Below are 12,228 nucleotides of genomic sequence, written 5' to 3'. Positions count from 1 at the left end.
CATAGATGCAATTTTTCTTATTTAAACTTTTGAACTTATGAATTATAAACACGCTTATCACGCCGGTAACTTTGCTGATGTGGTTAAACACATTTTATTGGTACAACTGCTTAATCAATTAAGCCAAAAAAATAAACCTTTTTATGTGCTTGACGCTTATGGCGGTCGTGGACTGTATTCGCTTGCCAGTGAAGAAGCGCGTAAGACAGGTGAATCCAAAGGTGGGATTCAAGCTTTAATGCATGCCGACACCGAAAAAGCGCCTGCTGCTGTTAAAGATTATGTGGAAGGTATCAAGCAAGCCCGCTTTACTTATGATAAAAAAGTATATCCGGGTTCACCGTGGTGGATTGCCCATCATGTTGAAAAAAATCCTAATGGCGGCGTACGTGGTGAAGCGTTTGAAGCCAAAGCCAGCGAATATGATGCTCTCAACTATCAATTGCATAAATTACCAATCGGTATTCATCATCGCAATTCATTCGAAGGTATTGCTGCGGTCATTCCACCAAAAGAGAAACGTGGTCTTATTTTTCTTGATCCTCCGTATGAGCAAGAACATAAAGACTTTACTCGTCTGATTAACTTATTAGTCGCCTCATATAATAAATGGCCACAAGGCACGTACGCCTTATGGTTCCCGATTAAAAATATTGAAGCGGTAGAGCTGTTTTATAAAAAGCTGAAGCGTACAGAAATGCGCCGTCAGTTAGTCTGTGAGCTGAATATTTATCCGAATGATATCGCTGTTGGTCTTAATGGCACAGGAATGCTGATTATTAATCCACCATGGCAGTTTGATAACCATGCACGCGAGATAGTACGTTTCTTACAACCTATCTTTAAAGTGGCTGATGCGCCAGACTTAACGCCAGATAGCGCGACTAATGTGCGCTGGTTGGTTGGCGAATAAGGACACAGCTATGACAACTGAGCAATCACCAAAAAAGCAACTACATAGCAATAATCCAAATGATAGCTTATTACATAATGGACTGTTACAGGATAGCGCGGCGACACAGCCACCTTTCGTTGACGAGCATGAGTTTAATATTCATTTAGCGGATAATGATGACTATGATGGTCTTACTTTTGAGGTGATTGAAGCAGAAGTTGCCGAAGGCAAGCGCGTAGTAAGTCGTGGGGTTTATTTAGCCCCTAATCTGATTACTACTTTATCGCTGCTATCTGGTTTTTACTCAGTTTTGGCCAGTACTGATGGTAAGTTTTATCAAGCGTCTTTAGCGATTTTCTTATCCGCCATTTTGGATGGTGCAGATGGTCGAGTGGCAAGGATGCTTAATGCGCAAAGCCCCTTTGGCGAGCAGTATGACTCCTTAGCAGATATGTTAGCCTTTGGTGTTGCGCCAGCCATTCTCATTTATAGTTTTGCTTTAGAGCCATTAGGTCGTATTGGTATTGGTTGCGCGTTTGTCTTTACCGCTTGCGGAGCGTTTCGTTTAGCACGCTTTAACGTACAGGTCGGTACCGTCGATAAAAAGTATTTTGTCGGTTTAGCCAGTCCGCTTGCTGCGATTTTGGTCACCGCAGCTGTCATGGTTGCTATCGATCATAATCAGTGGATAGGGCAATATGATTCGTTAGTGATGACTTTATTTGCCGCTTGGGTGGTCATTTGTGGTTTACTAATGGTTAGTAACGTCAAGTATTATAGCTTTAAAGAATTTGATAAAAAGAAAGTGCCGTTTGTGGTTCTTATTGTTGGTGTATTAGTGATGAGTATCGTGTTATACGATATACCTGTCGGTATATTAGCGATTGGTATTATTTATGCATTATCCGGTATCGTAACGACTCTAAAGGCTAAACTATAAAAGCTGATTAAAAATTTTCGATAAGATATTTACTACATTAATAGTATAAATAAAAAAAATAGCAGCCAGTCCTCAGATTGGCTGCTATTTTTTATGGGAAGCAAGGGATATCAATCATTTTCTGTAAGGGTTATGCTTAAGGATAAAAGTTATTCCAAATAAATCTATTTGATAATAAAAGCCGAGGTTATTATGTTGCAATTAAATAGTTTTAAACGCTTATATCCTAGATCAAGAGTACCCACAGACTTGTTGAAAAGTTCATTAGCTAGCGCTTTACTATTATTGTCATTCACTTCAGTATCTACTCATGCAAGCAATACTAATTCATCAAGTCCAATATCGCGTACTGAAGCGGCAAATCCAGCTAATTTTAAATTTATCAGCGTTAATGGTCGTGCCGCGACCTATTCATCAGCTCCCTGTCCAGTTGAAAAAGGACTGCTGACTTGTGCGCTTGAAAAGTTAGCTTTAATTAATAGCAATACTAATGAGATAGATGCTGATTACGATTTGGCGCAAAGTTTTATATTTCCATCTAAATCACAGCCTAAAACTGCAGTAGTTGTCGTTACTCGTTCAAATTTGATGGACGATAGTGTTAGAGCAGAACGTTATCGTATTAGCTTTCAGCTAAAAAATCAGCAGACTAATCCAGAATGGCATTGGGTACAGTACGGCGTACAATATCAATGTGCGCGTGGTAAGAACTCAGGTAAATGGACTAAAAACCTTTGCCCTTAGAGCAGTTATGCGAAGAGTTTATAATAGATTAATACGATAATTGTAACATCAGCCTATAGGCTCAAATTATTGACAATAATAGTATTATTATATCTACTGGACATATTTAATAATGAATAAAGAGCTTCTGATAATAATTTAAGATTATTTTCACCCCTAACATATTGATAAGTATGTAGTATTAGTTATGTTGTCAGCTAAGGCTAAAATTAGTGTATATAATTCCTTGACACCCTTCCCAAAATCTATATAATACGCCCCACAGCAAAGGAAGCTAGGCAGTGAGTTAACAAACTTACAACCTAACGACTTAAGTTGAAACGAATTAGAACCAAGGCTTGACAAACATATAAATCATGATATGATAGTCAGCTCGCTAAACGAGATAAGCTAATCGCTTTGATTGAATAGCAAAGAACATCATCTACTGGACGACAGTAGAGACACTATTTAAAAGCATAACTAAAGAACAACTTGTGTGGATTTTTGCTGATTCAGAATGCTAAAAATTAAAGTTGGGACTGACCTCTTTTCGGGGTGAGTGACTAACTATAAAAATTATCATTTAAGACAGCAAGAAAACTCAAAGTTAATTCATTTAAATGAAACATACGAGAGCGTAATTGCCAGATTAGATGAGCCAAGTTTAGAAGCTTCTTTAAAGAGCTTCATAGCAAGATTAAACTGAAGAGTTTGATCATGGCTCAGATTGAACGCTGGCGGCAGGCTTAACACATGCAAGTCGAGCGGTAACAGGAGAAGCTTGCTTCTTGCTGACGAGCGGCGGACGGGTGAGTAATACTTAGGAATCTACCTAGTAGTGGGGGATAGCTCGGGGAAACTCGAATTAATACCGCATACGACCTACGGGAGAAAGGGGGCAACTTGTTGCTCTCGCTATTAGATGAGCCTAAGTCGGATTAGCTAGATGGTGGGGTAAAGGCCTACCATGGCGACGATCTGTAGCTGGTCTGAGAGGATGATCAGCCACACCGGGACTGAGACACGGCCCGGACTCCTACGGGAGGCAGCAGTGGGGAATATTGGACAATGGGGGCAACCCTGATCCAGCCATGCCGCGTGTGTGAAGAAGGCCTTTTGGTTGTAAAGCACTTTAAGCAGTGAAGAAGACTCCGTGGTTAATACCCACGGACGATGACATTAGCTGCAGAATAAGCACCGGCTAACTCTGTGCCAGCAGCCGCGGTAATACAGAGGGTGCAAGCGTTAATCGGAATTACTGGGCGTAAAGGGAGCGTAGGTGGCTCGATAAGTCAGATGTGAAATCCCCGGGCTTAACCTGGGAACTGCATCTGATACTGTTGAGCTAGAGTATGTGAGAGGAAGGTAGAATTCCAGGTGTAGCGGTGAAATGCGTAGAGATCTGGAGGAATACCGATGGCGAAGGCAGCCTTCTGGCATAATACTGACACTGAGGCTCGAAAGCGTGGGTAGCAAACAGGATTAGATACCCTGGTAGTCCACGCCGTAAACGATGTCTACTAGTCGTTGGGTCCCTTGAGGACTTAGTGACGCAGCTAACGCAATAAGTAGACCGCCTGGGGAGTACGGCCGCAAGGTTAAAACTCAAATGAATTGACGGGGGCCCGCACAAGCGGTGGAGCATGTGGTTTAATTCGATGCAACGCGAAGAACCTTACCTGGTCTTGACATATCTAGAATCCTGCAGAGATGCGGGAGTGCCTTCGGGAATTAGAATACAGGTGCTGCATGGCTGTCGTCAGCTCGTGTCGTGAGATGTTGGGTTAAGTCCCGCAACGAGCGCAACCCTTGTCCTTAGTTACCAGCGGGTTAAGCCGGGAACTCTAAGGATACTGCCAGTGACAAACTGGAGGAAGGCGGGGACGACGTCAAGTCATCATGGCCCTTACGACCAGGGCTACACACGTGCTACAATGGTAGGTACAGAGGGCAGCTACACAGCGATGTGATGCGAATCTCAAAAAGCCTATCGTAGTCCGGATTGGAGTCTGCAACTCGACTCCATGAAGTAGGAATCGCTAGTAATCGCGGATCAGAATGCCGCGGTGAATACGTTCCCGGGCCTTGTACACACCGCCCGTCACACCATGGGAGTTGATTGCACCAGAAGTGGATAGCTTAACCTTCGGGAAGGCGTTCACCACGGTGTGGTTGATGACTGGGGTGAAGTCGTAACAAGGTAGCCGTAGGGGAACCTGCGGCTGGATCACCTCCTTATAGATGGCATTCGGTCAGCAAGAATTCACAACAAGTTGTTCTTTAGTTTAAGCTTACGTTTATTGCAAGCGTAATTGGGTCTGTAGCTCAGCTGGTTAGAGCACCGTGTTGATAACGCGGGGGTCAGTGGTTCAAGTCCACTTAGACCCACCATTTTATATGGGGCCATAGCTCAGTTGGTAGAGCGCCTGCCTTGCACGCAGGAGGTCAACGGTTCGACTCCGTTTGGCTCCACCACTTAATAGACAAGCTTTAGATGCTAATAAATAAACAGAATTAAGTGATCGTTATTGATTATTTACTTCTGTTTTACACAGAATCTGTGACTCGATGAGAGCATAGAAACTATTTAAAAACATAGATATGAGTCTGGGTTAGAACAACATGTTCACGTGTTGTTTCTAACCTTGATAATCAATTCCTTAACGACATCAGTTGTTATCCCAGGAATTGATTATCAAAAAAGTAAAGAGAACTGAATCAAGCGTATAAATTAGGTGATATCGTTATCATAATTAGAGCGTATGACACTTTGAAGTCAAAATCTATTTATAGGTTAAGACTACTTGGGGTTGTATGGTCAAGTAATGAAGCGCACATGGTGGATGCCTTGGCAGTCAGAGGCGATGAAAGACGTGACAGCCTGCGATAAGCTTCGGGGAGGCGGCAATATCCTGTGATCCGGAGATTTCTGAATGGGGAAACCCACTTACCATAAGGTAGGTATCTTGTACTTGTACAAGAAGCGAACGAGGGGAAGTGAAACATCTCAGTACCCTTAGGAAAAGACATCAAATGAGATTCCCCAAGTAGCGGCGAGCGAACGGGGAGAAGCCGATTAATGCTAATGTAGAAGAACAGCGTGGGAAAGCTGACCGTAGTAGGTGATAGTCCTGTATTCGAAACATTAGCGTTAACATATTAAGTAGGGCGGGACACGAGAAATCCTGTCTGAAGATGGGGGGACCATCCTCCAAGGCTAAATACTCCTGACTGACCGATAGTGAACCAGTACCGTGAGGGAAAGGCGAAAAGAACCCCTGTGAGGGGAGTGAAATAGAACCTGAAACCGTGTGCGTACAAGCAGTAGGAGCCTCAATTTATTGGGGTGACTGCGTACCTTTTGTATAATGGGTCAGCGACTTATATTCTGTAGCAAGGTTAACCGTTTAGGGGAGCCGTAGGGAAACCGAGTCTTAATAGGGCGTCTAGTTGCAGGGTATAGACCCGAAACCGAGTGATCTATCCATGAGCAGGTTGAAAGTGCCGTAACAGGCACCGGAGGACCGAACCCACTGTCGTTGAAAAGCCAGGGGATGACTTGTGGATAGGGGTGAAAGGCTAATCAAACTCGGTGATAGCTGGTTCTCCCCGAAAGCTATTTAGGTAGCGCCTCGGACGAATACCATTGGGGGTAGAGCACTGTTTCGGCTAGGGGGTCATACCGACTTACCAAACCGATGCAAACTCCGAATACCGATGAGTAATATCCGGGAGACACACGGCGGGTGCTAACGTCCGTCGTGGAGAGGGAAACAACCCAGACCGCCAGCTAAGGCCCCAAATTCCTAGTTAAGTGGGAAACGAGGTGGGAAGGCATAGACAGCTAGGAGGTTGGCTTAGAAGCAGCCATCCTTTAAAGAAAGCGTAATAGCTCACTAGTCGAGTCGGCCTGCGCGGAAGATGTAACGGGGCTCAAACTAGGAGCCGAAGCTGCGGATTTGAAACTTGTTTTCAAGTGGTAGGGGAGCGTTGTGTAAGCCTGTGAAGGTGTGTCGTAAGGCATGCTGGAGGTATCACAAGAGCGAATGCTGACGTGAGTAACGATAATGCGAGTGAAAAGCTCGCACGCCGGAAGATCAAGGGTTCCAGTCCAACGTTAATCGGGGCTGGGTGAGTCGACCCCTAAGGCGAGGCCGAAAGGCGTAGTCGATGGGAAATTGGTTAATATTCCAATACTTGTTTATAGTGCGATGGAGGGACGGAGAAGGTTATGTCAGCCTGGCGTTGGTTGTCCAGGTGAAAGGATGTAGGCTTACAGTTTAGGCAAATCCGGACTGTAATATGGCTGAGATCTGATAGCAAGCTGTACTTGTACAGCGAAGTGGCAAATACCATGCTTCCAGGAAAAGCTTCTAAGCAATAGCTATAAACGAATCGTACCCTAAACCGACACAGGTGATCAGGTAGAGAATACCAAGGCGCTTGAGAGAACTCTGCTGAAGGAACTAGGCAAAATGGTACCGTAACTTCGGGAGAAGGTACGCTGTTGATGGTGATAGGACTTGCTCCTTGAGCTTTCGACAGTCGCAGATACCAGGCTGCTGCAACTGTTTATTAAAAACACAGCACTCTGCAAACACGAAAGTGGACGTATAGGGTGTGATGCCTGCCCGGTGCTGGAAGGTTAATTGATGGGGTTAGCGTAAGCGAAGCTCTTGATCGAAGCCCCAGTAAACGGCGGCCGTAACTATAACGGTCCTAAGGTAGCGAAATTCCTTGTCAGGTAAGTTCTGACCTGCACGAATGGCATAATGATGGCAGCGCTGTCTCCAGCAGAGACTCAGTGAAATCGAAATCGCAGTGAAGATGCTGTGTACCCGCGGCTAGACGGAAAGACCCCGTGAACCTTTACTACAGCTTTACATTGAACTTTGACCTGACTTGTGCAGGATAGGTGGGAGGCTTTGAAGCCGAGACGCTAGTCTCGGTGGAGCCAATCTTGAAATACCACCCTGGTCATGTCGGGGTTCTAACTCAGGTATAACAATACCGAGGACAATGTATGGTGGGTAGTTTGACTGGGGCGGTCTCCTCCTAAAGAGTAACGGAGGAGTACGAAGGTGCGCTCAGAACGGTCGGAAATCGTTCATAGAGTATAAAGGCAAAAGCGCGCTTAACTGCGAGACCCACAAGTCGAGCAGGTACGAAAGTAGGTCTTAGTGATCCGGTGGTTCTGTATGGAAGGGCCATCGCTCAACGGATAAAAGGTACTCTGGGGATAACAGGCTGATACCGCCCAAGAGTTCATATCGACGGCGGTGTTTGGCACCTCGATGTCGGCTCATCTCATCCTAGGGCTGAAGCAGGTCCTAAGGGTATGGCTGTTCGCCATTTAAAGAGGTACGCGAGCTGGGTTTAGAACGTCGTGAGACAGTTCGGTCCCTATCTACCGTGGGCGTTGGAAATTTGAGAGGATCTGCTCCTAGTACGAGAGGACCAGAGTGGACGAACCTCTGGTGTTCGGGTTGTCACGCCAGTGGCATTGCCCGGTAGCTACGTTCGGATGGGATAACCGCTGAAAGCATCTAAGCGGGAAGCCCACCTCAAGATTAGATTTCCCTAAAGAGCCGTTGAAGACTACGACGTTGATAGGCAGGGTGTGGAAGTGCAGCGATGCATGTAGCTAACCTGTACTAATTGCTCGTTTGGCTTGACCATACAACACCCAAGTGGTTTGTATGAACCGCTCTAATTAATCTATCTTGTATAAGCGTAAGCTTATAGAATATATATATATTTCGATATCACCTTTAACCTTGATTCAGTTAGGTTACAAGTTGGTCGACCAATAGATAATATCTTGACGTCAAAACAATAATAACAGACTCATATCTAACCCCTTTGCTGACGACCATAGCACGATGGCACCACCTGATCCCTTCCCGAACTCAGAAGTGAAACATCGTCGCGCCAATGGTAGTGTGGTTCGCCCATGTGAGAGTAGGTCATCGTCAGCTCTCCATTCAAAGTTAAACCCCCCTCTGCGAAAGCAGAGGGGGGTTTTCTTTTGGCTGCGGTTTGGGCTTATTTGATATTCAATATTTTTTACCTATAACGTTGTCTATAAATGTGATTGAATGATATTTTTTCTTTTTATACTATTGATTGTGATATTAGTACTAAGTCTATAGGATAGTGAGTTTTCAAGTATTATTAAGCTATAGTTTGGAGGATATACGGAATTGAAGGTTTCAGATCTTACCTTAAATGCAATCAAGTCTTACATTACAGGCGATGGTGCTCCAACTGCTTACATGTCAGGACCAGAACTAATTAAGTTTTTCAATGCTTTTGGGTTATCTGATGAATATTCTAGTGGAGGTCTTCCAAATGCATGGTCGAGAAACGAGTATACTTATGAACGATTGAAAGAAGTAAATGGTAATCCCCAGTTTAAAAAATTAATTGAATCGATTCCTGACAGGAGAAGAGTTAGTAACCCTGATGAAATAGCATCTGAACTTAGTAGTATAATAAAGTATGACGGTTATTTTTTTGAAATGGATGACCTAGGAATTTTTAAAGTGACTGGCTCTGGGGTTGATGACCCAATACTGATTGCCGCACATTTTCAGGAAATAAAGAATCAAATTATTGAAGCTATTCAGGCTGCAGAATTTACTATATGGGTCGCTGTAGCATGGTTTACAGATAAAGATATTGGGAATGAACTACGTAATAAAAATCAGAGTGGGATAAATGTACGAATAATCGTAAACAATGATGTCACCACTAATAAATACGGCTTAGACTTTGGCTCTAGAGGCATTGAATATAAAAAGATTTCCCCAAGCTCTCGTTGGGGAAAAAAGTTAATGCATAATAAATTTTGTATAATAGATTTATGCAAAGTTATTCATGGGTCGTATAATTGGACAAGTAATGCTCAACACAATAACGAAAGTATTACTATTACAGATAGCAGAACATTAGCTGAAGAGTTTTCAAGGCAGTTTATTGAGCTTTATAACCAAAAAAATTAACAAACGTATGAGTGTTGATATCAAATCCTACTGCTTTTAAGTTCTAGAGAAAAGTATTGTGACCAATTAATCTAAAAAAGACTTTTTAATTTGGTTGAGTGGAGATTTTAGTTCGCTTAATGCAGCATGATACATTTAGGAGTGTAAGTTGATTCAAACATTTGAATATAGTTCTATGTATTATCTTAATCAATGGTTATCTTATGATAGAGGTTATTGTTTAGCCCTTTCAGGCACTAATCAAAAAGAAAAATTATCTGCATTGAAAAGTGCAGGAGGATTTTATAGGGTAGCAAGAAATCTTCCAACTGCTTTTGATGAGAAAATTGGTATAGAACGGTACCAGCCTGTTCTAGATATTATAGATAATTTATCAATTGACCAGTTTGAAAAAGATCCTGTTAAAAAAATATTAGAAATTGAAACTGAAATCTCAAGTAGATATGGCAACAGAGGTGTTTTATCTTTGACTACGAAATTTCTTTGGCTTAAATTTAAATCCCCAATATTAATATATGATTCGCAAGCTCGAATTGCAGTAGAGTCAAAAGATGGTGATTTACAAAGTTATTATGGAAATTGGCTAGCTGAATTTAAAAATCATACAGAAGAAATCCAAAGTGTTTGTAAAAAATTATCTAGTCTAAGTTTATATGCAGTAGATCAAAGGTTTGCTAACAGGCAATACATAGATGAAATAAGTTCAAGTAAATGGTTTCATGAAAGAGTTTTTGATATTTATCTATGGAGCAAAGGAAATAATGCTTGAAAGTTCGCATAAATAGAAATTTCACAATTGACTATCGCTTCGGTATTATACCCAATCATTGATTCTCGCTTAACGAAGCGTTATACGGAATTTTTTAAATAAAGTAAACTAAAAATAACAACTATCAAAGAGAAACCTATGACAACCTCAAAAGTAACTTATCAAGGTGATCTACGTACTACCGCTATTCACATACAATCAAACAATGAAATCATCACTGATGCACCAGTTGATAATCAAGGTAAAGGAGAGGCATTTTCACCGACTGATTTATTGGCGACCAGTTTAGCCAGTTGTATGCTGACCATTATTGGTATCAAAGCCCGTGATATGGATATCGATATTGCAGGCACTACGGCTGAAGTGACCAAAGTGATGGCAGCTGATCCAAGACGAGTCAGTGAGGTACATGTCGCGATTACTTTTAGTCAGCCTTTAGATGAGAAAACGCAAAAAATATTTTATAACACTGCGCTCACTTGTCCGGTTGCGAAAAGTATCCATCCTGATATTATCCAAAAAGTGACTATTAATTCTAAAAGCTATTGATTCCAAGACCTACTAATTCCAAAAATTAGTAACTTCTATAAGGATGATTAATATGGCTACCAAAACCTTGCTTATCGTCGCTCATGCACCATCGCCTAATACTGAGAAATTAGCTCAAGCGGCTTACGATGGTGCTAGTCATCCTGATTTAGATATCCATGTCATATTAAAGTTACCACAAGATACCCAGCCTGAAGATGTACTGGCAGCTGATGCGCTACTATTAGGGACGACTGAGAACTTGGCTTATATGGCAGGGATGACTAAAGAATTTTTTGATCGTTGTTATTATCCGGTGTTAGAGAAGAAGCAGGGCATGCCATTTGCGTTATATATACGCGCAGGACATGATGGTACGGGTACTAAGCTTGCTATCAAGACGATTACGACAGGACTGCGTTGGGAATGGATTCAAGAAGCGCTGATTTTACAAGGTGATTGGCAGGAGGTATTTACTGAGCAAGTCGAAGAGTTGGCGATGACGCTGGCAGCTGGGGTAGAAGCGGGTATTTATTAGTTGTTTGACGCTTTGCTTGTCGCCATTATTAATATCACAACTGTAGTAGGAAGACATATAAGGATATTAGCAGTGTTTAATGATAATTCAGATAATAGCCAATCTATTGCTCCTGCTGGAATACCTTTTTCTCAAGCGTGTGAAAATAATAAGCAGCCGATTTTGGACGTTTTACAGAAAGAGTTGCGAGAGTCTACTCATGTATTAGAAGTGGGTTCAGGTACGGGGCAGCATAGTGTGTATTTCGCACCGAGATTGACCTATTTAACATGGCAGACCAGTGACGTGTTAGCGCATCATTCTACGATCAATGCTTGGCATACTGCCTATCCTGCGCCCAGCCTATATGCGCCACTGGCTTTTGATTTAGAAGTCGATCCATTACCGATAAGTCTTGCTAGTAATCAGCTTTATGATGCGGTATTTACTGCCAATACCCTGCATATCATCTCATGGTTGTTGGTTGAGCAATTATTTGAGTTAGTAGGTGATGCTTTAGCTATCAATGGGAAGCTGATCGTTTATGGACCATTTAACGAAAATAGACATTACACCAGTGCCAGAAATCAGCAATTTGATATCAGTCTCAGGCAACGCGATCCAAAAAGCGGTATCCGCCATTTAGAGGATATAATAGTTTTGGCAGAGACGCATCATCTAAAGCTATCTAATAAGTATGAGATGCCCGCTAACAACCAGCTACTGGTATTTCAAAAATATTAAATCAGCTAAGCTTTGGAACAAAAAAGACCTCTCAATCAAGATCTTATAACGATCGATTGAGAGGTCTTTTTGTGTAGAGCTGATAATATTTTTGCATACAGTCAA

General features: G+C 42.4%; 8 protein-coding genes, 2 tRNA genes and 3 rRNA genes. All 13 read left to right on the top strand.

Features of this window, described 5'->3' with window-relative positions; genetic code table 11:
- Positions 1–37 precede the first annotated feature (37 nt).
- The 13 genes from AOC03_RS03505 to AOC03_RS03445 all read left to right on the top strand — a co-directional run bounded on the left by AOC03_RS03505 (position 38) and on the right by AOC03_RS03445 (position 12,123).
- A complete protein-coding gene (locus AOC03_RS03505) occupies positions 38–913 on the top strand; it encodes a 23S rRNA (adenine(2030)-N(6))-methyltransferase RlmJ (RefSeq protein ID WP_062533622.1) in 876 nt (291 codons plus the stop codon).
- A gap of 10 nt (positions 914–923) precedes the next feature.
- On the top strand, positions 924–1,835 hold the full coding sequence (gene pssA / locus AOC03_RS03500) for a CDP-diacylglycerol--serine O-phosphatidyltransferase (RefSeq protein ID WP_062533621.1): 912 nt from the start codon (positions 924–926) through the stop codon (positions 1,833–1,835).
- Positions 1,836–2,027: 192 nt separating this feature from the next.
- Positions 2,028–2,579 carry a hypothetical protein gene (locus AOC03_RS03495; RefSeq protein ID WP_062533620.1) on the top strand — a complete coding sequence of 184 codons (552 nt, stop codon included), beginning with the start codon at positions 2,028–2,030 and terminating at the stop codon, positions 2,577–2,579.
- A 681-nt stretch (positions 2,580–3,260) separates the two neighbouring features.
- Positions 3,261–4,799, top strand: a 16S ribosomal RNA gene (locus tag AOC03_RS03490).
- Between the two features lie 76 nt (positions 4,800–4,875).
- Positions 4,876–4,952 (top strand) — tRNA-Ile (locus AOC03_RS03485).
- 8 nt (positions 4,953–4,960) lie between these two features.
- Positions 4,961–5,036: transfer RNA gene (locus AOC03_RS03480), tRNA-Ala, on the top strand.
- A 341-nt stretch (positions 5,037–5,377) separates the two neighbouring features.
- Positions 5,378–8,240: ribosomal RNA gene (locus tag AOC03_RS03475) — 23S ribosomal RNA — on the top strand.
- 185 nt (positions 8,241–8,425) lie between these two features.
- Positions 8,426–8,539, top strand: a 5S ribosomal RNA gene (gene rrf, locus AOC03_RS03470).
- The 16S, 23S and 5S rRNA genes sit together here with 2 tRNA genes alongside, the layout of an rRNA operon.
- A 225-nt stretch (positions 8,540–8,764) precedes the next feature.
- Positions 8,765–9,565 (top strand): phospholipase D-like domain-containing protein, encoded by an 801-nt coding sequence (locus AOC03_RS03465; protein WP_062533619.1) that lies wholly within the window; start codon positions 8,765–8,767, stop codon positions 9,563–9,565.
- Positions 9,566–9,713: 148 nt separating this feature from the next.
- On the top strand, positions 9,714–10,334 hold the full coding sequence (locus AOC03_RS03460) for a hypothetical protein (RefSeq protein WP_157049280.1): 621 nt from the start codon (positions 9,714–9,716) through the stop codon (positions 10,332–10,334).
- A gap of 138 nt (positions 10,335–10,472) precedes the next feature.
- Positions 10,473–10,883 carry an OsmC family protein gene (locus tag AOC03_RS03455; RefSeq protein WP_062533617.1) on the top strand — a complete coding sequence of 137 codons (411 nt, stop codon included), beginning with the start codon at positions 10,473–10,475 and terminating at the stop codon, positions 10,881–10,883.
- A 52-nt stretch (positions 10,884–10,935) separates the two neighbouring features.
- A complete protein-coding gene (locus tag AOC03_RS03450) occupies positions 10,936–11,400 on the top strand; it encodes a flavodoxin family protein (RefSeq protein ID WP_062533616.1) in 465 nt (154 codons plus the stop codon).
- 72 nt (positions 11,401–11,472) lie between these two features.
- On the top strand, positions 11,473–12,123 hold the full coding sequence (locus AOC03_RS03445) for a DUF938 domain-containing protein (protein WP_062533615.1): 651 nt from the start codon (positions 11,473–11,475) through the stop codon (positions 12,121–12,123).
- Positions 12,124–12,228 lie beyond the last annotated feature (105 nt).

This window comes from Psychrobacter urativorans (assembly GCF_001298525.1).
Taxonomy (GTDB): Bacteria; Pseudomonadota; Gammaproteobacteria; order Pseudomonadales; family Moraxellaceae; genus Psychrobacter; species Psychrobacter urativorans_A.
This window is presented reverse-complemented; position numbering and strand designations above follow the sequence as displayed.